General features: G+C 45.1%; 17 protein-coding genes. 16 read left to right on the top strand and 1 reads right to left on the bottom strand.

Annotation, left to right across the window (positions count from 1 at the left end; all coding sequences use genetic code 11):
* Nucleotides 1-147: 147 nt before the first annotated feature.
* Nucleotides 148-1,038, bottom strand: coding sequence for a flavin reductase family protein (locus tag KIH41_RS14110; protein WP_214162798.1), 891 nt, complete (start codon nt 1,036-1,038; stop codon nt 148-150).
* A gap of 88 nt (nt 1,039-1,126) precedes the next feature.
* Here KIH41_RS14110 and KIH41_RS14105 point away from each other — a divergent pair, with 88 nt between their 5' ends.
* The 16 genes from KIH41_RS14105 (at nt 1,127) to KIH41_RS14030 (ending at nt 25,712) form a co-directional block, all read left to right on the top strand.
* Entirely contained in the window at nt 1,127-3,028 is a 1,902-nt protein-coding gene (locus KIH41_RS14105) for a 7TM diverse intracellular signaling domain-containing protein (protein ID WP_214162784.1), read from the top strand.
* Nucleotides 3,029-3,412: 384 nt separating this feature from the next.
* On the top strand, nt 3,413-4,222 hold the full coding sequence (locus KIH41_RS14100) for a carboxylesterase family protein (protein ID WP_246539138.1): 810 nt from the start codon (nt 3,413-3,415) through the stop codon (nt 4,220-4,222).
* Between the two features lie 3 nt (nt 4,223-4,225).
* Nucleotides 4,226-5,842: a glucoamylase family protein gene (locus tag KIH41_RS14095; protein ID WP_246539136.1), complete on the top strand. Its 1,617-nt coding sequence runs from the start codon at nt 4,226-4,228 to the stop codon at nt 5,840-5,842.
* A 194-nt stretch (nt 5,843-6,036) separates the two neighbouring features.
* Nucleotides 6,037-9,168 (top strand): SusC/RagA family TonB-linked outer membrane protein, encoded by a 3,132-nt coding sequence (locus tag KIH41_RS14090; RefSeq protein ID WP_317194955.1) that lies wholly within the window; start codon nt 6,037-6,039, stop codon nt 9,166-9,168.
* 18 nt (nt 9,169-9,186) lie between these two features.
* Nucleotides 9,187-10,725, top strand: coding sequence for a RagB/SusD family nutrient uptake outer membrane protein (locus tag KIH41_RS14085; RefSeq protein ID WP_214162783.1), 1,539 nt, complete (start codon nt 9,187-9,189; stop codon nt 10,723-10,725).
* Between the two features lie 21 nt (nt 10,726-10,746).
* Nucleotides 10,747-11,829 (top strand): LamG domain-containing protein, encoded by a 1,083-nt coding sequence (locus KIH41_RS14080; RefSeq protein WP_214162782.1) that lies wholly within the window; start codon nt 10,747-10,749, stop codon nt 11,827-11,829.
* Between the two features lie 69 nt (nt 11,830-11,898).
* Complete coding sequence (locus tag KIH41_RS14075; protein WP_214162781.1) at nt 11,899-13,857, top strand: glucoamylase family protein; 1,959 nt, start codon at nt 11,899-11,901, stop codon at nt 13,855-13,857.
* 6 nt (nt 13,858-13,863) lie between these two features.
* Nucleotides 13,864-15,438: a sulfatase family protein gene (locus KIH41_RS14070; RefSeq protein ID WP_214162780.1), complete on the top strand. Its 1,575-nt coding sequence runs from the start codon at nt 13,864-13,866 to the stop codon at nt 15,436-15,438.
* Nucleotides 15,439-15,469: 31 nt separating this feature from the next.
* Nucleotides 15,470-17,218 (top strand): family 43 glycosylhydrolase, encoded by a 1,749-nt coding sequence (locus KIH41_RS14065; protein ID WP_214162779.1) that lies wholly within the window; start codon nt 15,470-15,472, stop codon nt 17,216-17,218.
* Between the two features lie 46 nt (nt 17,219-17,264).
* Nucleotides 17,265-19,547, top strand: a complete 2,283-nt coding sequence (gene bglX / locus KIH41_RS14060; protein ID WP_262897968.1) for a beta-glucosidase BglX — start codon at nt 17,265-17,267, stop codon at nt 19,545-19,547.
* A gap of 50 nt (nt 19,548-19,597) precedes the next feature.
* Nucleotides 19,598-20,617, top strand: a complete 1,020-nt coding sequence (locus tag KIH41_RS14055) for a formylglycine-generating enzyme family protein (RefSeq protein WP_214162778.1) — start codon at nt 19,598-19,600, stop codon at nt 20,615-20,617.
* A 19-nt stretch (nt 20,618-20,636) separates the two neighbouring features.
* Nucleotides 20,637-21,473, top strand: a complete 837-nt coding sequence (locus KIH41_RS14050) for an endonuclease/exonuclease/phosphatase family protein (RefSeq protein WP_214162777.1) — start codon at nt 20,637-20,639, stop codon at nt 21,471-21,473.
* Nucleotides 21,474-21,691: 218 nt separating this feature from the next.
* On the top strand, nt 21,692-23,119 hold the full coding sequence (locus KIH41_RS14045) for a circularly permuted type 2 ATP-grasp protein (RefSeq protein ID WP_213943773.1): 1,428 nt from the start codon (nt 21,692-21,694) through the stop codon (nt 23,117-23,119).
* Nucleotides 23,120-23,134: 15 nt separating this feature from the next.
* Nucleotides 23,135-24,118 (top strand): alpha-E domain-containing protein, encoded by a 984-nt coding sequence (locus tag KIH41_RS14040; protein WP_214162776.1) that lies wholly within the window; start codon nt 23,135-23,137, stop codon nt 24,116-24,118.
* Nucleotides 24,115-24,864 carry a peptidase gene (locus tag KIH41_RS14035; protein ID WP_213943771.1) on the top strand — a complete coding sequence of 250 codons (750 nt, stop codon included), beginning with the start codon at nt 24,115-24,117 and terminating at the stop codon, nt 24,862-24,864. The genes KIH41_RS14040 and KIH41_RS14035 overlap by 4 nt, the downstream gene beginning before the upstream one ends.
* Nucleotides 24,861-25,712 carry a transglutaminase family protein gene (locus KIH41_RS14030; RefSeq protein WP_213943770.1) on the top strand — a complete coding sequence of 284 codons (852 nt, stop codon included), beginning with the start codon at nt 24,861-24,863 and terminating at the stop codon, nt 25,710-25,712. The genes KIH41_RS14035 and KIH41_RS14030 overlap by 4 nt, the downstream gene beginning before the upstream one ends.
* The last annotated feature ends 70 nt before the right edge of the window (nt 25,713-25,782 follow it).

The following is a 25,782-nucleotide window of genomic DNA, read 5'->3' as shown; positions in this document are numbered from 1 at the left end:
TTTTCACGAAGTTTCACAAAGGCCACTTCGCAGAGAAAAATTTAAAAGCTTGAGAAAAAATTGTCAAGTAAATTTAGGACATGACACCTGAGACGGGAGATAAAAAAATGGCTACTTCAAGATTGAGGTAGCCATTTTTTTGAGCTTTTAATGCTGTAATAAAACCTTCCAAGCTCCTTCCACATCTCCTTGCAGGATGTATTCTTGGGCGAGTTGATGGAGGTGGAATTGATAGCTTTCTTGGTCGTTTTGGAAGCGGGTGCGGATTTCCTGAATTTCAGGCTTATGTGCATAGGCCTCCACTTCTTCATCGCTAGGGAGCTTTTCTACATTCCCCAGGCGTCCCAAGTTATTTCCTGTTAAGACCACACTGTCTCGGATCTCCTGCGGGATTTGGTCCACTCCTATACCTTTTGTGCGGAGCGGTTTTGGAATCTCAAAAAGCGACTCTCCGCTTGCCCGGCAATACCAATCTCCCCCCATTCTGGCCACGGGGTCCAACTTGAAGGGGTCAATTTTCCCATTGGCATCCAAAATATTTTCATCTATATGGGCAAGTAGGATCTCACAGATCACCAGATTTGCAGCGCCTCCACCCTCGCCTACGGGCAAGACCTGCAGAACCTTACATTCAAATGCGACAGGTGCCTCCCCTACTCTTGGGGGTTTGACCATTTCTGATTTCACTTCGGTAAAACCAGCCTTCGTAAACTCATTAACACCTTTATCGTACTCAGTAGAAGCCAAAGACATCTGCTCCACCATTTTGTAATTTACAATATTGATCACCACCTCGGCTACCTCATGCACATTCTCCAAGGTGTGCTTGGTAGTATTATCTCGCACTCTTCTGGCAGGGCTAAACACCAGAACAGGGGGATTTGAACCAAAAACATTGAAAAAACTGAATGGACTAAGGTTAACATTGCCCTCTTTGTCCACCGTGCTTGCAAAAGCAATGGGCCTTGGAGCAATTGCACCTAGCATATAACTGTGAAACTCACCTGTTGATACGTTTTTTGGATCTATAATCTTCATCATATTGGATATCAATTTCAAATTACTACTCAAATATAGGGTTTTCTGTTTATCATTTTTAACTTTGAAAAATCCTACCTAGCCACCCATGAGTAGATTGATGCAACGTATCCTAATCTGTGCACTATCCTTAATGTGCTTAATGGGCTATGCCCAAAAGCCCACAGAAAATACTTTGCTCAAAATCGACGACAATCTGGAGGAACGGATATTTTCCATTGAGAAACTTCCCTATTTCAAAGACACCACAGGAAGCCTCACCTTGGAAGATGTGAAGACATCCAGATTTCAGGACAAGTTCAAAATCAGACCTGGGGTTTCCAAAAGCAACTATGAGACTTCCAGCACCTATTGGGTAAAGCTCTCCATTGAGAAGACGCCTAATAGTTCTAAAAAATGGATCATGGAGTTTTATGATCAGACGATTGACCTTATCGAGGTATACAAGCCTGATAATAACGGCAATTACCAATTGGTAAGAATGGGTGACGGCCTGCCTTTCCATGACCGGGATTTTGTGCACAAAAATTTTGAACTCATCATAGATAATACCGCTGCCGGAATCGATCACTATTACATCAAAATCGAAAGTTCTCAAAAGGCCGATATAAGAATAGCTGTTCGATCCTTAAATCGCTTCATCTATTATGCGCTAAATGAGTACTTCATTTACGGGCTTTTTTACGGCATGATCATTATCATCGCCCTTTATAACATGCTGGTGTATTTTGCTGTAAGGGAAGTTAAATACTTGTATTATACCTTTTACCTTATCAGCGTGGGGATTTATGCCATGTGTGTGGATGGTATCGCCTTCCAATACCTCTGGCCCAATGCCCCCTCCTGGAATCAGATCGCCAACGGGATTTTCAGCTATTCCATTGTGGTATGGGCCACCCTGTTTTCAATAAGATTTCTCAACACCAAAGCCAGGGCAAGTGTACTTCATAAAGCACTATTGACGGTGCTAGGCCTGAAAACGGTTTTATTCATGATGGGACTGTTTTGGGACCCGAAATGGTTTGAGATCCGGTATTACGATGTGATTCCTTTTTTTCTGATATTTTTCAGCAGTATTTATATCTGGTCTAAAGGCTACAAAGTCGCCAGGTTTTTTGTGGTGGCTTACGGTATATTATTTATCGGAATGGCTATTAAGGTCCTTTCCAATGCAGCCGTGATTCAACATTATACGCTGGTGTATTACAGCTTGCACTTGGCGTTTTTGGGAGAAATGTTGCTTCTAACCTTTGCCCTCGGGGATCGCATCCGGATTTTGAAGAAGAACAAGGACTTGGCCCTTAGAAGGTCTTTGGAGCAGATGAAGTCCAATTATGCCCTCAAAGAAAAGGTAAACCGAGAACTAGAACAGAAAGTACAGGAGCGCACCAAGGAACTTGAATCCAAAAACCTATTGCTGGAGTCATTCAACTCCCAGCTTATAGAAAAAGATGAGGAGATCAAGCGCATAAATTCACTTCTGGACAGGGATAATTGGAAACTTAAAAGCAGCATCAAACAGTCATTTCAGGCTCGCTTGGACAATGACACGCTAACATATGAGGAGTTCTCCAATATTTTCCCAGACAGCTCTGCATGCTTTCGTTATCTGGAAGAATTGAAATGGGGCAAAAGCTTCAGCTGTAAGAGTTGCGGCAACCATAAGTGCTCTAACGGCCCCAAAATTTTCACCCGCAGGTGTAGCAAATGCGGCTATATTGAAAGCGTCACGGCTGGCACCGCTTTTCATGGGGTAAGGTTTCCTTTGGAAAAGGCCTTCTTCATAGCATACACCATTATTTCGGGACAGAACTGGACCCTAGAGCAGCTCTCTGACCTTTTAGTTGTCAGAAAGAATACTATTTGGAATTTCCGCAAAAAAGTAAAATTAATGATAGCGGCCAGTTCATCGGAAAAAGCGGACTGGAAAGACATTATCATTGACCAAGACGTGGCTAAAAATGGACAGCCCCAAATTGCCAAAAACTGATTTTTTTAAATTATTTCAGGACCCTCCCCGAGCTTAGTACTCAAATAGGAAAATATTTTAAAAACCCTTCTTAAATATTCATTATAGCGATTCTTCACTGATATTAAACAGTGAAAAATGGAGGTCATTTTATCCCCAAAAACTAGTCATTTTATTGAGTTAAATCAGATTTTTTCATGTCTTCTCTTGTGTTTCGCCTAAATTTTGAACTGGATTAATATTCTACGCAAACGATTGAAATCAGAATCGAGGAAACCAAACAATATATTCAGATTACAAGATATTACCTATCAAACCTAACCTGACTAATTGCCCCATGTTGGCCCTGTAGTGATGAGCTGCAGTGGCCTCCGGCAATTAGCTGAACCTTTAATTTTTACATATATGAATAGAAAGGCAACAAAAATGGTCAGCATGCTAGCGCTTTACCTGCTGGTAGTTTTTCAAATTCAAGGTCAGTCTAAGGAAATGTTTGAAAGAAAAGTCTATACCAACCAAGCAAATGACAGCCTGAGATACCGCATTCTTCTCCCCGAAGGCTATGATGGGTCTCAGGCATATCCTCTGGTTGTATTTTTACATGGGGCTGGAGAAAGAGGGAATGATAATGAAAAGCAGCTTACCCATGGCGCTGATTTGTTTCTGAATGAGGACAACCGAAAAAACCATCCTGCCATAGTAGTTTTCCCTCAATGCCCAGATGATAAATACTGGATTGATATCAGCATCCGTGATGAACTTTTTGGCCAAGGGGACCCGGATTTTGACCAATCCATCTCAAAACCCTCCGAGCAGCTCAGCTTGGTGAATGAACTGGTGGATGAGCTTATGAAAAAGGAAAATATTGACAGTGACAGGGTCTATATCATGGGCTTGTCCATGGGAGGATTCGGCACATTTGAAACCCTAGGAAGATATCCTGAAAAATATGCAGCAGCCATCGCTATCTGCGGAGGCGGAAATCTGGAACTTGCTGAAAACTATGCGGGCAATACCAGTATATGGATTACCCATGGTGCCCAAGACGATGTGGTGCCGGTAATCCTGAGCCAGAGAATATATAAAAAGCTCCAGGAACTGGATGCCGATGTCACCTACACAGAATTTGCGGATGCCAACCACAATGCTTGGGATCCCACCTTTGAAATACCAGAGCTCATGCCCTGGTTATTTTCCAAATCAAAACAACAGTAACCTATGAAGTACCCCAATTCCCTTAACCTACTCTTATTTCTATTAATCCCCTGCATGGCCTTCACCTGCGAGGAAAACAATGATAAAAGTCCCGTGCTCGCCACTGGATATGATAGGCACGTGGAATTGCAATGGCCAAAGCATCCCCATGCTGTGCAGTACAGAATCCTGGTAAGCTCTGACGGTGAAAGTTTTTCCGAAAGAGCCACAATCGAAGACACCCTTTACATGGATTTTGTCAATGACTTGGGCAACAATCTTTCCCTTCATTACAAGGTGGAAGCCTTTACCACCGGAGAACAAGCCGAGACAATAGGCACCAAAGAGGTGAAAACAAAGGACTTTTCCGATGAGGAATTATTAGAAATGGTGTCCTATTATACTTTCCGATACTTCTGGGAAGGTGCCGAGCCTAACTCCGGTTTGGCAAGGGAGCGTATCCACATAGATGGGGAATATCCCCAGGATGATGCCCACATTATCACCACGGGAGGATCTGGGTTCGGGCTTTTCGCTCTTTTGGCAGGGATCGAAAGAGGCTGGATAACCAAGGACCAGGGCCGAGAAAGGTTTGAAAGAATTGTGGATTTCTTGGCCAAAGCGGACAGGTTTCACGGCATATGGCCACATTGGCTGAATGGAGAAACCGGGGAGGTGAAACCCTTTGGGCAAAAAGATGATGGCGGAGATTTGGTTGAATCAGCCTTTTTGATGCAGGGGCTTTTGGCAGTAAGAGAATATTACAAAAATGAAGGCCAGATTCAGGACAAGCAGTTGGCTTCCAAGATCGACCAGCTTTGGGAAGAAATGGAGTGGGACTGGCATACGCAAGGAGGACAGGATGTGTTATTCTGGCATTGGTCGCCAAATTATGGCTGGGACATGAATTTCCCGCTTCTTGGATATGATGAAACCTTGATCACCTACGTATTGGCGGCATCCTCCCCTACCCATTCAGTTTCAGCTGATGCTTACCATAAGGGCTGGGCAAGGGATGGAGGCATCAAAACGCAGCAGGAGCCATTTGGCTACAAACTGGAATTGAAGCATAACGGTGCCGAGGAAATGGGCGGACCCTTGTTTTGGGCTCACTATTCATATATAGGATTGAATCCAAAAGGCCTGAAGGACAAATATGCTGATTACTGGAAGCACAATAGAAACCATACCTTAATCAACCGCGCATGGTGTGTAGAAAACCCTGAAGGTTTCAAAGGCTATGGAGAAGACCTATGGGGACTTACCGCCAGCTATTCCGTGAATGGCTATTCAGCCCACAAACCAGGTAGTGACCTAGGCGTGATCACCCCAACCGCGGCCCTTTCAAGCTACCCTTACACTCCGGAAGAATCCATGGAGGTGATCAAAAACATGTACTACAACTATGGTGAAAAGGTATTTGGGCGATATGGCTTTTACGATGCCTTCAGCCCTGAGGAAAACTGGTACCCGCAGAGATATTTGGCCATCGACCAGGGCCCCATTGTGGCCATGATTGAAAACCACCGATCGGGATTAGGTTGGAACCTGTTCATGGCAGCACCTGAAATTCAGGAAGGATTGAAGAAGCTGGGGTTTGAATTTGAAGATAAATATAAAGCCTCATCAACTGGCAATTAACCTGTGAAAATCAGGATTAAAGTGAATCGAAAGATGTTATTATAAAACCAAACAGCAAAACCCAAAAGAAAATGATTAGCAAATTAAACAGTTCCTAAACCTTTCCCAAATACCGCACTTTCGGGTCGTAGTCAGAATCGTGGGAAGAAGTACCCGAATTTTTATATCAATCAACTATTAGTAAATAAAATACTATGAAACAAAATCTATTAATGTGGTTGAAGTACTCTTCATGCGGTTTTGCCCTTCAATTGATAGCCATGAATGTGGCTTTTGGGGCAAACTCAGCCAAGCTTGGGAGTATGGATTATGAAAAAGATGCCATGGGCGTCGGCATTGAAGCCCAAGACCCCATAACCATTACGGGGACCGTGGTGGACAATCTTGGAGAGCCCCTCCCCGGGGTAACTATCACGGTGGAAGGCACCACCCGTGGTACGGTAACGGATATCGATGGTAATTACAGCATCGAAGCGGAAGAAGGTCAGGTATTGGTTTTTTCCTTTATCGGATTTGAACCTCAACGCAGGGTAGTCGGCACTTCTAATGTCATCGACGTGAACATGGAAGAAGATGAAACGGCCCTGGATGAGGTGGTCGTGATCGGGTACGGCACCCAGAGAGAGCAGGACAGAACATCCGCTATAGCAAGGGTTAAAGCCGAAGATATCGTCAAAACCCCCTCCACCAACGCCATGCAGTCTCTTCAGGGCCGGGTTTCCGGTGTGCAGATTGTCAGTAGCGGTGCACCTGGCCAATCCCCTACCGTAAGGGTGAGAGGTGTTGGTTCCTTTGAAGGCGGTGCAGCCCCATTATATGTGGTGGATGGTATGTTTATGGACAACATCGACTTTTTGAACCCCAATGATATCGAAACCATGTCGGTATTGAAGGATGCTTCTGCGGCGGCCATTTATGGTGTTAGGGCTGCAAACGGGGTGATACTAATTGAAACCAAATCAGGCAATTACGGTCGTGATCCGGAAATCGTTTACGATGGTTATGTAGGTATTCAAAACCCGCAAAATGTTCTGCAAATGGCCAATGCCCAGCAATATGCAGGCTATGTGCAGGAAACGGGAAGTGCAGCGGATATCAGCTTTTTGAACAATGCCATCCAGCGTTTTGGAAGAAGCAGAATTGATCCCAGCTTGCCAAATGTGAACACGGATTGGTATTCAGAAATCATGAGCCCGGCCAGCATTCAAAACCATTCCTTGACATTCAACGGGGGAACTGACAAAACCCGATACTCAATAGGTGGTAGCTACTTTGAGCAAAACGGTCTGATGAACGACAGAAGGAATGATTACACCAGATTGAACTTCAGAGCCAAATTTGACACAGATGTAAAGGATTGGCTTACTGTGGGTGCCAATTTGAATGTAAGTACCGCACGCCGCCACAATGCAGATGACGGAGCTTGGTTCACAGCTTACAATGCAGTTCCCATTTTACCTGTCTACGATGATTTGAATACTGCGGCCTCCCCTGTGCCACGTCCATTGGCAAACGCGCAGCAATTGGGTTACCGTTCTCCTCAAAACCCCTACAATAGTATCCTTTTTGGAGATAGCAGAAATAACATTGGAACAATCACCGGTAATTTTTATGGTGACATCCAGTTGATTCCGGAAAAACTCTCTTTCCGTTCGGCTTATAACTATAATATTGAGCAGATCAATACCAGAGTGGTAAATTTTGCCAGAAACGATGGAGTTACAGAATTTCAGTCAGGCCTTTCTCGTAACCACTTCACCAGATTTGATCAGATTCTTGATAATTTCTTGACCTATAACGAGAATTTCGGGCAGCATAGGTTTACCGCTGTGTTGGGACAATCCTTCAGAAGTGAGACTTTCGAAAGTCTTTTTGCAAGAGGCGAAGGCTTGAATCCAAACCCTAACTTCAATAACCAGCATTTCTGGTATTTGGCTAATGCAAGCAATTTTGTTATAGGGGATGAGGATTTGGGGGACAATGGAGAAAGGCTGTTTTTTCAATCCTATTTTGCAAGAGTCAGCTACAACTATGATGACCGATACCTATTGTATGGTACCATCCGTAGAGATGGCAACAACAAATTCCAACGCAAGTGGGGTAATTTTGCAACCATCGGCGCAGGTTGGGTTTTGTCTGAGGAAAACTTCTTCAATGTTTCCGGAATTGATTTCTTGAAATTCAGAGCTTCTTGGGGACAGTTGGGTAATGATGCCATCAACCCAGCAGTTGGTCGTCCTACCATTCAGGAAAATAACTTGGCCATTGATGATGTATTAATCATCGGCCGAAGACTAAATCCAACGTTTGACCTCATCGACAGATGGGAAACAACTGTTGAGCAAAACTTCGGTATCAGTGCCAGATTCTTTAGAGAGAGACTTTCACTGGAAGCTGATTATTACATCAGGGACACCAGAAACCTGGCCGTTTCCATCATCCCACCTGTTTTCAGGGCTACTGAAAGAAGAAGTGTGGGTGAAATCAGAAACCAAGGTTTGGAACTTGCCCTAAACTGGGAAGATAGAATTACTGACAATTTCTCCTATTGGATAGGCGGTAACTTATCTACTCTTAAAAATACGGTGAGAGACCTTGGTGGCCCAGAGTTTCTAGATGCGGGATCTGCAGAATTTAGACAGCGATCCATTGTAGGCTCTCCCTATTTGGCTTTCTATGGCTATCAGGTAGATGGTGTGTTCCAAAACCAGGAGCAAATCAACAACAGTGGGTATACACAAGATTTCATTAACGACATCAACCTGCAACCGGGCGACCTGATCTTTAGGGATGTGAACGGGGACGGCGTTATCAATGATGAAGACAGAATGGTGTTGGGTTCATTCCTGCCTACCCTGACATGGGGTATCAATGCCGGATTCAGATATGGCAATTTTGAGTTCTCCTCTTTACTTCAAAGTCAAATGGGACACAGCATACTCAACCGTAAGCGTGGTGAGTTGATCTTTACCAATGATACCAACCTTGATGCGGAGCTGATCAACAACCTGTGGAGAGGTGAAGGCACTTCAGACAGGTATCCATCAGCATCCGGTTTGAGAAGAGGCTGGAACCAAAATATGAGCAGTTATTTCATTGAAGACGGTTCTTTCTTCAGAATCCAGAACGTGCAACTGGCCTACAACATCACCGACAGAACCATCTTTGGGGCCAACATGCCTAGAACGCGTGTGACTTTTACTGCAGAAAGACCATTGACGGTTTTCAATTATAATGGTTTTAACCCTGAAGTAGCAGATGGTATAGACAGACAGGTTTATCCTATCCCGGCTATTTACACAGTGGGTCTGAATGTTACCTTTTAATTAAAAGCGAAGAAAGTCATGAAAAAATCAATTTATAAAAATATAGGCGCGGTGGTCTTAGCGGTATTTACGGTAACGGCAATACCTACCTCGTGTACCGGACTACTAGATGAGCCATTGGAAAATGCCATCATTGCTGATGAAACGGATTACTCCCAATCCAGTAACATGATCCAAATGCTCTATGGGGCATATGGTGAATTATATAGATCCCAATGGGAAACCCACACGCTCATTGGAGTCAGAGGAGATGATGTCACTGCAGCAGGTGACCAAGTCCCTTTGACCGAAACGGACCTATTCAGATATGACAGAAATTTCTGGATGTACAATTCTGTTTGGCTGAATCTTTACTCGGATCTAATCTATTGGCATGGAGCTATGGAAGAGATCAGACTTTATCAGGAAGCCGGAGCCAATGCTGCAAATGCAGAACAGTATATAGCTGAAATCAAGGTAATGCAGGGACTTGAACTGATCCAGTTGGCCAAGTTGTGGGGAAGCATCCTTATTCCTACATCTTCCCAACCAGCAGAGCTTTACAACGTGGAAGTGTCCACCTTTGAGGAAGTAATGCAGTACGTATCCGCTTTGATGGATGAGGCATTGCCTGCCCTTCCAAATGTTCACCCAAGTGAGCGCTCCGATGTAAGGGGCGGAATCACCCGTGGGGCTGCCTTGGCGGTGAAAGCTATGGCCAATCTAGAACTGAATAACTGGGCGGCAGTAACAGAAGCTACCGGGGAGATTATTAGCAGCGGAAATTATGCACTGGAAGCTGATTACTACCAGCTCTTCAAAGTTCCTGGCAAACTCAATCGTGAAAATGTTCTGGAATTCCAATACTCAGATTTCGGAACCAGCACAGGTACCTTGACGCAGTACCCATTTGAAACTTATGGTCCTGCCTCATGGACCCCTGCGGTAGCGGGTGCCTCCAACGGCTGGGGATTCTACGCCCCTACAGCCAAGTATGTGCGATTCATGCTTGACCGCGGTGAGCAGACCAGGTTGGTAACCACGGTATTGTTTACTCCTGACGGCATCGCAGAGGTTCAGTCTGAGCCAGGTTACGAAAACCTTCCCGACTGGGTTTCCAATATCACGCCAGATGGGGATCAGTTTAACAACCACCCTAGGTACAATTTCCTGAGCGGAAAGCACTATTTGCCTTCCACCCAGCTGACTGAGGGCCGGTTTGGCTATGGTACCAATAATAACTTTACCGTGATCCGTTATGCAGAAATTCTGCTTATGCATGCCGAAGCAGTGGTGAACGGTGGCGCTGCTGGTCCATTGTCAGCAGATGAAGCTGTCAATACAGTGAGGGCACGCGCAGGTTTGGAGCCCTTGGCCGGTGTGGCACTTGAGGATGTGCTCAATGAGAAATACGCTGAATTCGGTATGGAGCTAGGCATCAGGTTTTATGATTTGATGCGATATGGCATTGAAAACGAACTCAGTTTTGGGGGCAGAAACTTCAATATTGCCAATCATAGATTCCTTCCCTATCCATTGGAGCAGACTACCATTTTGCCTCAAATCGGGACTAATTAATAATATTTAAAATATTTGGTTATGAAAAAGTATAAAATTTGGACACTTGCCCTGGTTTGGCTACTGGCAGGCTGCGACGAAAGCTATATCGATGATATAGTGCCCGTGTCACCGGGCGTGGACACCGAGCCACCAGAAGTAGTTATCAATTTCCCCACTGAAGGCACTCAAATCCGGGTTACGGAGGATGTGACCCCTCTGGATATTTCATTTGAAGTAACAGATGACATTGAGGTTGAAACGATTCGATTGGAGCTCAACGGCAGTGAGATTGCCACGTATTCTGATTTTTTGGATTTCAGAAGGGTGATCAAAACACACCGCTATGAGGAATTGGGCAATGGCGCTCATGAGCTGACCATTACAGCGACTGACCTTTCGGGAAAAACTACAACTGAGACGGTCAATTTCGAGAAAATCGAGCCATATACTCCAGTTTACGACGGTGAGACTTTCTATGCTCCTTTTGACGGGGATTTTATGGACTTGGTATCTACCCAAACCCCTGAAGTAACCGGCAACCCTGGATTTGGGGATGGCATCATGAACAGGGCCTATAGAGGTGCTGCAAACGCCCACCTGGTATATCCCACTGATGGATTGCTGCAGGATGAATTCTCCGCAGTCTTCTGGTACCATGTAAACGGTGACCCAGATAGAGCGGGATTATTGACCATCGCTCCTCCGGATGAAGACAATCCTGACAATCAGAATAACAGAACCGGTGGATTCAGGCTATTCAGAGAGGCTGCTGGACCAATGCAGAGAATCAAACTGAACGTAGGTAACGGTGAAGCTGACAACTGGTTTGACGGCGGTGAGGCTGCTGATGTGGATCCAAGCGCCAACGAATGGGTTCACGTGGCCATTACTATCTCCCAATCCCAAGCGGCTGTTTACATCAATGGCGAGGTAGTCAGCCAAGGCGACTTCCCAGGTATAGATTGGACAGGCAGTGATATCATGACGGTGGGATCGGGTGCGCCGCGATTTACCGAGTGGGGTCACTTGGGTGATGCCAGTTTGTTTGACGAACTGAGATTGTTCAGCAGATACCTGAACCAGGCAGAAATCCAAGCCATCATGGCGGCTGAGATGCCTTAATAGATTTCCTAATAATTGAAAATGATAAGGGCTTGCCGAAAAGCAGGCCCTTACTTTTCCCTTTTGAAGATGAAAACCTACCTACCTTATTTCCTACTTTTATTAATCATTGCCTGCAATCAGATCGAACCTGACATTGCAGCATTGCAACTTTTGAATGCAAGCGTAGGGGATGACGAAATCAGTCTGTCAGAACCGATTTCCGAAAACTTACCACTAGATCGCCCGATCACCCTGGATTTTTCCCAACCCTTGGATCCAGCTTCCATTTCAGCAGGCATTGCCTTAGTTGGTACTGAAGACCCTATTAACATCAACACCAATCTTGTAAATCAAAACAGGACTGTTATCATTTATGCCTCAGGGGCTTTAAGAAATAACACCGTTTACCGTATCCAAATTACCGATCAGCTCAAAGGGGCAGGAGGAAATGCTTTTTCTGCCACGAATGTGAGTTTCAAAACTCAAATTGGCGACCTTACTTTACAAAGTTTCACCATTGAAAATTCTGAAGAATTGCGGTCTGGTAGGATTGTAAACGTACCCTTGGAACCTCAATTCACATTGAATTTTTCCCACCCTATCAACCGTGAATCCATCCAGCAAGCAGTTCGGCTTTCATCAAGTTCTGGACCTGACTTGAACTTTGCCTTCGAGGAAAATGACACCAAAGTAATCATTACTTCCACTGGAAGTTTGGAATACCTTGCTAGGTATGAAATTTCAGTAAGTGAAGCCCTACAAGGCGCGGAGGGCGAAAGCTTTGCTGGCACATCCAGAACGTTTTTCACCCAAGTGGATGAAACGCCCAAGTTTCCGCTTATTCCGGATGAGGAATTATTGACCAAAGTGCAGGAACACACCTTCCGCTATTTCTGGGATTTTGCCCATGAAAACAGCGGGTTAGCCCGTGAGCGAAACACTTCCGGCAACCTGGTGACAATCGGAGGTTCAGGTTTTGGCGTGATGGCTATAATAGTTGGCGTAGAAAGAAACTTTATCACCAGAAATGAAGCGGTGGAGCGCTGGGAGAAAATTGTAGATTTTCTTGATGCCGCCGACAGATTTTACGGCGTTTGGCCCCATTGGCTTAATGGAAATGATGGATCGGTCATTCCTTTCAGCACCTCTGATAACGGCGGAGATTTGGTTGAAACGGCATTTATGATCCAAGGCCTCCTTACCGTGCAGGCCTATTTAGATGAAAGTCAGCCGAGAGAGCGGGCAATAAGTGAAAAAATCACCCAACTCTGGCGGGAAGTCGAATGGGACTGGTACACCCGAGGTGGTCAGGACGTCCTGTTTTGGCACTACTCGCCCGATCAACAATGGGCGATGAACCTGCCGATTCAAGGTTATAACGAATGCCTGATCACCTATGTGCTTGCTGCTGCCTCCCCTACCCACAGCATAGAAAAAAGTGTGTATGACAACGGCTGGGCCAGAAGCGGAAACATGGTGAACGGTGGGGCATTCTATGATATCCCTCTTCCGCTTGGTGAAGATTATGGTGGCCCCATGTTCTTTTCCCATTACAGCTTTCTAGGTCTTGACCCACGAAATCTTCAGGACCAATACGCCAACTATTGGGAACAAAGTGTCAACCACACCTTGATTAATAGAGCTTATTGCATTGACAATCCTTCAGGATTTGTGGGATATGGAGAAAACAGCTGGGGTCTGACTGCCAGTGATAACCATTTGGGATATTCGGCACATTCCCCCCGAAATGACCTTGGGGTAATCACCCCAACTGCCGCGTTATCCTCATTCCCCTATACACCAGAGGAATCCATGGAAGCTCTTAAATTCTTCTACTATACCCTGGGTGACAGGCTTTGGGGAGAATATGGGTTTCATGATGCCTTTAACCCTACAGAAGAGTGGTATGCGGATTCTTATTTGGCTATTGACCAGGGGCCGATATTGCTGATGATTGAGAATCATAGGACGGGTTTGCTATGGGACCTTTTCATGCAGAATAATGAAGTCCGAAATGGGCTGAACAAGCTCCAGTTTAATTATTAAAGACAAATGAATACTGAAATGACTCGAGGCTATTCCTTCATATTGCTGATGCTTTGGTTTGCACTGGGCTTTTCATCCTGTAGCATGGATGAAAAAGTGGTGGAATCTAAACCCAACATCCTCTTCATCATGACCGATGACCATGCCCTGCAGGCGATCAGTGCTTATGGGCACCCACTTTCCCAACTTGCCCCCACTCCTAACATCGACCGTATTGCCTCCTCGGGAGCACTGTTTACTTCCAACTTTTGCGGGAATTCTATCTGTGGACCCAGCCGAGCCACCGTTTTGACCGGAAAGCATAGCCATAAAAATGGTTTTATGAGAAATACCAACATTGGCTTTGATGGCACCCAGCAAACTTTGCCCAAAATTTTGGGAAAGAACGGGTACCAGACGGCCATAATTGGCAAGTGGCACCTGGTATCAGAGCCTACCGGTTTTGACCATTGGGAAATATTGCATGACCAAGGGGAATACAACAATCCCGATTTTATCACTATACAAGACACTACCCAAAAATTCGGTTATGTGACCGACTTGATTACAGACATGACCAAGGATTGGCTTGATAAGCGGGATCCAGAAAAGCCATTTTACCTCATGATGCACCACAAGGCGCCCCACCGAAATTGGGTGCCTGCAGAAAGGCATTATCACTTATATGATGACACTGAATTTCCCATGCCAGACAATTATTTTGATGATTACGAGGGAAGGTATGCCGCTTCTCAGCAGGAAATGAACATTTATAGGGACATGTTCGAGGGGCATAACTTAAAGCTGAGCACTGAAAAAGGGGTGGATAGTCTCCGCTATGACCCTTGGCCACATGTTTTTATGGGCAGGATGACGGATGAGGAAAAAGAAACCTTCTGGAAGGCCTACCACAAAAAGAACGAAAGCTATTTTGAGCTGGACCCAGCCGATTCAGTTGCAATTGCCAAATGGAAATTCCAACGGTACATGCAGGATTATCTTGCCGTGATCAAGTCTGTGGATGAAAGCGTGGGTGAGATATTGGATTATTTGGATGAAAATGGACTCTCGGAAAATACCTTGGTGGTGTACACTTCTGATCAGGGTTTCTATTTGGGCGAGCATGGTTGGTTTGACAAGCGCTTCATGTACGAAGAGTCAATGTTGATGCCTCTGATGATCCGCTATCCCGGTTACATTGGAGAAGGCCTACAAGTCAGCAATTTGACGCAGAATATAGATTTTGCCCCTACATTCCTTGATTATGTAGGCTTGCAGATTCCCGATGACATGCAGGGGGAATCCTTCAGGCCGCTACTTGAAAACTCCACTCCTGAGGATTGGCGCCAGTCGCTCTACTATCATTATTATGAGTTCCCCGGCTTTCATAGCGTGAGAAAGCATTACGGTGTTCGCGATGAACGACATAAACTTATTTATTTCTATGAGGAGGATAAATGGGAATTGTTTGACCTGGAAAAAGACCCTACCGAAATGAATAACATTTATGGCTTAGAAGGTACAGAGGAAATTACCGATCGAATGACCCACGAGCTCAGGGCTCTTCAGGATAAGTATGAGGTACCCGAGGACCACCGGTGACCCTTTATTTAGCAATTAAAATACAATTACCATGATTCACCTATCACCTACTTTCAATTTAAAAGGCATTTGTAGTCTAGTCCTTGTACTGCTAAGCTTTGCGGTTACTAAGGCCCAGACTACCCACATGAGCACTTACTGTAATCCGGTAAACCTTGATTACACTTATATGATATACAATTCCCACAAGGACATGTCCTATCGGTCAGGTGCGGATCCGGCCGTGGTGGAATTTAGAGGGGAATATTACATGTTTGTGACCCGCTCGATGGGATATTGGCACTCTACCGACTTGCAGAATTGGACTTTTATTGAACCTGAGAAATGGTATTTTGAAGGCTCCAACGCCCCTACGGCCCATAATTATAAGGACTCCGTTTTATATGTGGCAGGCAATCCCTCTGGACATATGAGTGTACTGTATACAGACAACCCTAAAAAAGGTGATTGGAAGGCTGTTCCTGGCATTATAAATAGTCTGCAAGATCCCCACATCTTTATTGACGATGACGACCAAGCCTATGTGTTTTGGGGGTCCTCCAATAAATATCCCATTCGCGCAAAAACGCTTGACAAGAATCTCCGCTTTCGCCCTTCAGAAGAGACATACGAATTATTTAACCTAAATGAGGAAAAGCACGGCTGGGAAAGATTTGGGGAAAACCATTCTGACACGGAGCTTGGCGGCTATATCGAGGGGCCGTGGCTGACCAAGCATGATGGCAAATACTACATGCAATATGCCGCTCCAGGCACTGAATTTAATGTGTATGGAGATGGTGTTTATGTGGCTGACTCCCCATTAGGCCCCTATGAGTACGCCCCAAACAATCCGGTTTCCTATAAACCTGGTGGATTTATGAACGGGGCCGGTCACGGCAGTACGGTAGTGGGTCCAGGCGGGGCATATTGGCATTTTGCCAGCATGGCTGTGGCCGTGACTGTGGGCTGGGAACGTAGGGTTAGCATGTCTCCGACGTTTTTTGACGAAGACGGCTTGATGTACATGGATAATTACTTCGGGGATTACCCCCATTTTGCACCAGCCACACCGGGCAAAAAAGGGGAATTTGCAGGCTGGATGTTGCTTTCTTACAAAAAGCCCACGAAATCCTCCAGCCAAGTGGATGACCACTATGCCGGCAAACTTGTGGATGAGGAAGTAAAGACTTTTTGGTTGGCAGAAAATGCCGACGATCAGCAATGGGTGGAGATAGACCTGAAAAGCCCTTCAACCGTCCACGCCATTCAGGTCAACTTTCATGACCATGAGTCTGATATGTATGGCAGAATCCCAGGACTATTCCACCGATATGAAATAGAGGGATCAGAGGATGCCAATTCTTGGAAAACCCTGGTAGATCGTAAAAATAGCTTTAGGGATGTCCCAAACGATTATGTGGAGTTGGCCGAGCCTGAAAAGGTGAGGTATATTCGTTACAAAAACATTCACGTCCCTACCCCCCACCTGGCCATATCCGGCTTGAGGGTATTTGGACTTGGAGAGGGGCAAGCCCCATCAAGAGTTGAGTCGTTTCAGGTGGAGAGACAAGACGACCGTAGGGACGCGATGATCACTTGGGACAAAAAAGATGGCGCGCAAGGTTACAATATCCTTTGGGGTATAGCACCGGACAAGCTTTATAATTCTTGGTTGATCTATGAAGACGATGAGTTGTTGATGAAAAGCCTCACAGTCGACCAAAAGTATTATTTCACCATCGAGGCCTTCAATGAGAATGGAGTGTCCGAAAGAACAGAAATAATTGAGGTAAACTAATTATCTTTATGTATGCATTTTTAATATACCTATTAAATCTATTAACATGAAAATGAACAAAAAACTGTTCCTTGGAGTGCTATCCCTGGGGGTAGCCTTGGGGACGGCGCAAGCTCAGGATGAATACACACGAAAGGCTGATTCTGTGCTGGCCCTGATGACCCTTGAGGAGAAAATCGGGCAACTCAATCTTCCAGCTGCGGGGGACATCACCACCGGACAGGCTGAAAGTGCCAACATTGCCGAAAAAATCAAGGATGGGAAAGTTGGTGGTCTTTTTAACCTGAAGGGTGCCGAAAAGATCAGGGATGTGCAGCGGGTCGCCATGGAAGAAAGCCGCCTGAAGATTCCATTGCTTTTTGGAATGGATGTTATCCACGGATATGAGACAGTTTTCCCAATCCCATTGGGTATTTCAAGTAGCTGGGATATGGGTTTGATCGAAAAAACAGCACGGATTGCCGCAGAGGAGGCAAGTGCGGATGGAATCAGCTGGACATTTTCCCCTATGACCGACATCTCTCGCGACCCACGTTGGGGCAGGGTTTCGGAAGGCAGCGGCGAGGATCCGTACTTGGGGTCCAAGATTGCCAAGGCCATGGTCAAAGGCTATCAAGGCGATGACCTATCCGACCCCCAGACCATCATGGCAACAGTTAAACATTTTGCCCTATATGGAGCTCCCGAGGCAGGAAGAGATTATCACTCTGTGGATATGAGCCGCCAAAAGATGTACAACGAGTATTTCCCACCTTATAAAGCAGCCATTGAAGCTGGTGTGGGTTCGGTAATGACCGCCTTCAATGATGTGGACGGTATTCCTGCAAGTGGCAACAAATGGCTCATGACAGAGGTGTTGAGAAACCAATGGGGCTTTGATGGCTTCGTCGTGACCGATTATACAGCCATCAATGAGATGATCGATCATGGCATGGGAGACCTCCAGACTGTGTCGGCGATGGCCCTCAATGCCGGAGTTGAAATGGATATGGTGGGTGAAGGCTTCCTGACTACTTTGGAAAAATCACTTGAAGAGGGAAAAGTTACCCAAGAGCAAATTGACAACGCTGCCCGATTGATCCTAATCGCCAAGTTTAGACTGGGATTATTTGACGACCCTTATCGATACAGCGATCCTGAGAGAGCCAAATCCGAGGTGTTTACCCCAGAAAAAAGACAGATCTCCAGAGAGTTGGCATCGCAAACATTTGTTTTGCTTAAAAACGAAGACAATCTACTTCCTTTGAAAAAAGAAGGGAAAATCGCCTTGGTGGGCCCAATGGCCGACAACCGCAAAAACATGACAGGAACCTGGAGTGTGGCAGGAAGACACGATGAATCAGTTTCCTTGCTTGACGGTTTGAAAAACGCTTTGGGTGACCAGGCCGAAATTGTGACCGCAAGAGGAGCCAATGTGGCCGTGGACTCCCTGTTGGAATCCAGAATCAGCATATTTGGCAAAGATACCGAAAGAGATCCAAGGCCTGACGAGAACTTGATAGCTGAAGCTCTAGAAATCTCCAAAGACGCTGATGTGATCATCGCTGCTATGGGAGAATCTGCCGAAATGAGCGGTGAGGCATCCAGTATGACTAACATTGAGCTGCAAAAAAACCAAAGAGAGCTGCTCAAAGCCCTTAAGGGCACCGGAAAACCAGTAGTAATGGTGTTGTTTACAGGTAGACCACTTGCTATCAAATGGGAAGAAGAAAATGTTCCTGCCATCCTGAACGTTTGGTTTGCAGGAAGTGAGGCTGGCGATGCCATCTCGGACGCCTTGTTTGGAGATGTGAATCCTTCTGGAAAACTTACCGCAACTTTCCCACAAAATGTAGGTCAAGTGCCCATTTATTATAACCACAAAAATACCGGCAGGCCTTTGGGAGAAGGTGAATGGTTTCAGAAATTCCGCTCCAATTATTTGGATGTAAGCAATGAGCCACTTTATCCATTCGGCTTTGGACTTAGCTACACTACATTTGAATACGGGGACATCAATCTGAGCAAAACCTCCCTTCAAGGTAATGAAACCTTGGAAATCACTATTGATGTGACCAATAGTGGCGAGTATGATGGCGCAGAGGTGGTCCAGCTTTATATTCGTGACATGGTGGCTTCCATCACCAGACCGGTTAAAGAGTTGAAAGGCTTCGAAAAAATCCAGCTTGCAGCCGGAGAAACCAAAACGGTTACTTTTGAACTAACAACCGAAGACCTCAAGTTTTACAACAACGAAATTGAGCATATTTGGGAACCAGGAGAATTCCAGATTATGGTAGGGGGCAACTCCAGAGATGTAAAATCCAAAATGATCACTTGGGAAGAATAACACAACAAGCTTGGATTGGCAGGTAACTACCAGTCCAAGCTTTTTTTATTATGAAACATTCCACCTTAAGCCTGTTACTGCTAATCATTCTTTCCTGTTCGGAAAGGAAAAGTGGCGAAAATCTCAATTGGGGGTTTTCAACAGAAGGGATGGTTTTCATTGAAGGTGGGGAATTTTACATGGGAACGAATGATAGGTGGACAGCTCATCGGGAAAGGCCAGCCGTTAAATCTACCGTAAACAGTTTTTGGATGGACGAAACGGAAGTCACCAATGCACAATTCGAAGAATTTGTAAGAAAAACGGGGTATGTGACCGTGGCAGAAAGGGATGTTAACTGGGAAAAACTGCAAAAACAGCTTCCACAGGGTACGCCAAAGCCTGCTGACTCCCTTTTGGTGGCAGGATCGTTGGTTTTTACTCCTCCCTCCCATCCCGTAAATTTACGAAACCACCAGGTTTGGTGGAAATTGATACCTGGAGCGCACTGGAAACAACCTGAAGGGCCCGCCAGTAATCTGGAGGGGAAATGGGATCACCCAGTAGTCCATATTGCATTTGAAGATGCCCAGGCTTATGCCAATTGGGCCGGAAAAAGACTACCCACCGAAAAGGAGTGGGAATACGCCGCTAAAGCTGAAAACTCAGACCAATATCCTTGGGGGAATGAACTTAAAGTGGACGGGCAGTTTATGGCTAACACTTTCCAGGGGAATTTCCCGAGCCACGACAGTGCTGAGGACGGCTTCACAGGCACTTCACCAGTTAAAAGTTTTCCCGCTAACAGATGGGGGCTTTATGATATGATTGGAAATGTTTGGGAACTCACCTCGGATTGGTATGATGAATATACACTGTCCAGAATTTCAGGAAAAAGGATGCCATTGGACTCCACGGTTTCAAAATGTTTCAACCCCAACAATCCCAAAGCACAGGAAAAGACTATCAAAGGAGGCTCGTACCTTTGTGCAGACAATTATTGCACTAACTACAGAACAACTGCCAGAACAGGCCAAGACATCTACTCGGGAGCCTCCCATATTGGCTTCAGATGTGTTGCCGATAATTGAAAAACTAAAACGAAAAATAATGATGAAAACCTTAACCACTTTAGTCCTATTTGTTACGCTCACGATTTCGGGCTTTTCCCAGTCTCTCAATATTGCATCATACAACATCAGGTTTGATAGCCCCACTGATGAGGACAACATGTGGGAGGATCGGGCTCCCCATCTTATAAACCTGATCAAATTTCATCAAATGGACATCATAGGCACCCAGGAAGGGATGCACCACCAGTTGGAAAAAATGCAGGCTGAACTTGGCTTTCCCTATATCGGCGTGGGTCGGGACAAAGGTGACGAGGAAGGCGAGTTTTCTGCCATCTTTTATAACCCGGATAAATTCGAACTCTTGGAAGAAGACACATTTTGGTTATCAGAAACTCCTGATGAGCCATCTGTAGGTTGGGACGCCCAATTGCCGCGGGTATGCACCTATGGTAAATTTAAGCATGAGGAATTTGGCGAATTTTATGTGTTCAACGTCCACTATGACCACGTAGGGCAGCAGGCAAGGGAGGAAAGCAGCAAGCTTGTGATGGAGAAAATCCAAGAAATCAACACGGCTGAGCATCCCGTGATCTTCATGGGGGATATGAATGTGACGGATGATAACCCTGCATACAAAACTGTGGAAGAGGCAGGCATGCTCAAGGACACCTATCACTTGGCACCATTCCACTCCATTGGACCGAAGGGCACCTTCAATGCCTTCGATTGGGATAGGCTTCCTGAAAACAGGATTGATTACATTTTTATCACTAATGATTTTGAAGTTATCAGACACGGTACCCTTTCAGACAATTATGGGAAAAAATATCCATCCGATCATTTCCCTGTATTGACGGAAATAAAACGCAAGTAAAGCTGTATAGCTCTTCATAATAGTTGGCCCGTTTTTTAACGGGCTTTTTTATGCTCAAAAATAATTTTATGCAAAGCTTTTATTTTTATAAATTAAACAACTATTATTAGCAACAAATTGAAATTAATGCATCAACATATAATATTTACGTTTTTTAAATTGACTTTTTACAAGATTTTCACTACATTATTAAGACTTTAAGTAAAATCACTGCAATTATGCCACTAATCGAGTCCAGATCATCGAAGGCTTTTTTTGATGAAATGTATGATGAGCACGGCCTCTGCCGCCCTCATTATTGCAAGTACGAAAGCCTAATCAAAAGAGTATCGCGTAAAAAACTAAACCACTTACAATTTGCCGCCGATAAGGCGCAGGTAGGAATGGGCATGACGTTTAATGTGTATCATGATGACCAGGGGGTTGAGAAAATCCTTCACCTGGACATCATTCCCCGCATCATCCCCTCCCAGGAATGGAAGATTATCGAAGATGGCCTAAAGCAAAGGATCAAGGCATTGAACCTGTTTCTTCAGGACATCTACAATGAACAAAACATCCTAAACGATGGGGTGGTACCAAAGGACCTGATTTTGGGGTCCAAAGATTATCTTGAACCCTGCATTGGGCTAACTCCCCCAAAAGGAATCTGGTGCCATATCACGGGCACGGACCTGGTGAAGGACAAAGATGGCCAATATTATGTGCTTGAGGATAACCTAAGATGTCCATCAGGGGTCTCCTACATGCTGGAAAGCCGGGAGATAATCAAGCGGGCTTATCCAGATTTATTCAATGACCTTGGTGTAAGACCTGTTTCAAATTACCCCATCAGGCTGTTGAACATGCTCCAGTTCCTGTCTGACAAAGCTAAGCCTAAGGTCGGTGTTTTGACCCCGGGGGTCTTCAACTCGGCCTATTTTGAACATTCCTACCTTGCCCAGCAGATGGGCTGCGAACTCGTGGTGGGCATGGATTTAATTGTAGAAGACAATATTGTATACATGCAGACCACCTATGGTAAAGAACAAATTGATGTACTTTACAGAAGGCTTGACGACACTTTTATAGACCCAATGGCATTTAACCCTGACAGTATGCTGGGTGTACCGGGCCTTTTTGAAGCTTATAAAGCCGGCAATATTGCATTGGCCAATGCTCCCGGAACCGGGGTGGCAGATGATAAGGCTGTGTACGCCTACGTACCCGAGATTATCAGGTATTATTTGAAGGAAGAACCAATCCTCTCAAATGTCCCTACTTATTTGTGCCGAAAAGAAGATGAGAGGCAATATGTTTTAGACAACATTCATGACTTGGTAGTAAAAGAAACCAATGCAGCAGGTGGCTATGGGATGCTCATAGGTCCAAAATCCACCGCTGAGGAACATGAGAAATTCAGGGAGTTGATCAAGGCCAACCCTTCCAATTACATTGCCCAGCCTACCTTGTCGCTTTCTACCGTACCGACAATCGTGGGTGATTCAATCGAGTCCCGACACGTGGATTTGAGGCCTTATGTGCTTTACGGTGAGGAAATAGACGTAGTTCCTGGTGCCCTCACAAGGGTTGCGCTGAAAAAAGGATCCTTGGTGGTAAACAGTTCCCAAGGTGGGGGCAGCAAAGATACCTGGGTATTATATTAACAAAACACGACGAATATGCTTAGTAGAGTTGCAAACTCCATATACTGGTTGGGGCGATATGTCGAAAGGGCGGAAAATTATGCCCGTTTCATAGATGTCAATTTCAATCTCATGCTGGACATGCCTCATGATATGAAAGAACAATGGGAACCCTTGGTGAAAATCACCGGTGACCACCAAATCTATATCGACAAATACGGAAACCATTTTGACCGAAAGACGGTCATTTTCTTCCTGGCCTTCGACGAGGACAATCCCAATTCATTGTTCAATTCGGTGAAAAATGCCCGTGAAAATGCCAGAATGATCAGAGAAAACCTCAGCAAAGAAACCTGGGAAAAACTAAATGAAACCTACCACTTTGTAAAATCGGGTAAGGAAAAAACCATCTGGAAGAAGGAAGATCCAAGGGCATTCTTTGGGCATGTAAAAGACAGCATCTTGCTTCTTTATGGCTTGGCTGAAAACACCGTCGCTAGAACAGAGGGCTGGTATTTTAGGCAATTGGGCCAATATCTGGAAAGAGCGGATAAGACCAGCAGGTTTTTGGATGTCAAATACCACATCCTACTTCCCTCCCATGAGGAAGTAGGTTCACCATTGGACTTTTTGCAATGGTCTGCCTTATTGAAATCAGTTACCGCGTTCAATACCTACAGACGATTTTATGGCAACATTAACCCTTCCGGTGTAGTGGAGTTTTTGGTGCTGGATAAGTATTTCCCACGCTCGGTTTACTATTGTCTCAAAGAAGCCGAAAACTGTCTGAACAAGATTTCAGGTTCTGATGGAGTAGGTTTCAAAAACAACGCTGAGAAATCCATGGGCGAACTCCGCTCCAAATTGGAGTATGATGACGTGAACGATGTGATTTCAGAAGGGTTGCATGAGTATTTGGACAAGCTCCAGATAAAAATCAACAAAATTTCCAACGAGGTAGATAAGAATTATTTCCAGATTAAAAGTAACTTGATCTTTCAAACTCAAGAGCAATCATGACCTTTTGTATTGGAATCAAATTACAATCTGGAATTTTAGGCCTTGCCGACACCCGGATCACCTCCGGGAGCGACACGACTACTTCAAGAAAAGTATTTACTCTTAATCGGGAAAACCATTCCTTCTTCATTATGACTTCTGGCCTTCGTTCCGTAAGGGACAAGGCCATCACTTATTTCTTGGAAATCATTGAAGAGCGGGACGATTCTTTTGACAAGCTCTACAAGGCCGTTAATGAATTTAGCACCCAAATCCGGCGGGTAGCCGCTGAAGACAAACAAAGCCTGGTGGATGCCGGGCTTTCCTTCAACCTGTTCTCAATCATTGGAGGACAACTGGAAAACGATAAAGAACCCAAATTATACCTGCTTTACCCGGAAGGTAATTGGATTGAAATCCAGGAAGGGACACCCTTTGTCATTATAGGAAACAGCGGCTTTGGAACCCCGATTCTCCGCAGATCGCTGCATTTTACGGACTCGATGGAATTTGCCCTAAAATGTGCATTCCTCGCCTTTGATGCTACCAGAATATCGGCCAATGATGTGGATTACCCGATTGATACGGTTTACTTGAAAAACGATTCCTACTTTACCATTGAAAAGCGTTTTACCCAACCGGAGTTGAGGCACATCTCTGACTTTTGGAACACCCGGATCAAGGCTGCTATCAATGCCCTCCCTTCAGAATCTCTCAACAAAGCCATCACCAAAGATGACCCCCAACTAAATATAGACATGGAATGAAGTCCCTCAGAATTGTACACCATACCCGATATGCTTATTCTGAAAAAGTTCAGTTAAATCCCCATGCCATATTCATGCACCCCCTGCAAAGGGATCATTTTGAGCTTAAGGAGTATGACTTAAAAATTTCTCCCGGCCCCGTAGACCAGCAGTTGAGATTTAATATTGATGGAAACCCCCATCATCTTGCCTGGTTTGAAGGAGAAACGGACAGGTTGGAAATTGTCATTGAATTCTCGGCCGAACTTCGGCATTTCAATCCATTTGCTTTTATTTTGGACCACCAGTTTACAGAAAGGTTTCAGCAGAATCTTAACACCTTCTACACCCCAGAGGAAAAGCAACTCCTTTACGCCTCCCTCCAATACGAGCCAAAGGAAGAAATTAAGAATCTGGCGCACATTTTCTTTCATGAAAATGAAAACCCTCTTACCTTTCTAAATCGCATTCTACATTACATCCACCAAGAATGGGAACATATTGTTCGGGAGGATGACGGGCTGTGGCTACCCATTAAAACACTGAGAGAAAAAATCGGAAGCTGCAGAGACCTCAGCTGGATGCTCATCCAGATGCTACGAAGTTTAGGCCTTGCTGCCAAGTTTGTCAGTGGCTATGCATACAATCCGGAATTGGAGGAAGGACACGAGCTGCATGCCTGGGTGGAGGTTTACCTTCCAGGAGCCGGCTGGGTGGGGATAGACCCTAGTCTGGGTTTATTCACCGACGAACATTACATCCCATTGGCCAGCAGCGCCATACCCAAACTCACCTTACCCGTGGTTGGCACCTATGGCGGAACTGCTAAATCAACACTTGAAAGCAAAGTCTACATCACACCGGAATAAATAAGGCGCTTGAAATTCATCAAGCGCCTTATTTTTGCAATTTATGATCATCCCCTTTTGGGAATATAAA

Source organism: Litoribacter ruber (genome assembly GCF_018500185.1).
GTDB classification, from domain to species: domain Bacteria; phylum Bacteroidota; class Bacteroidia; order Cytophagales; family Cyclobacteriaceae; genus Litoribacter; species Litoribacter ruber.
The sequence above is the reverse complement of the archived record's forward strand: the minus strand, read 5'-3'. Positions and strand labels throughout refer to the sequence as shown.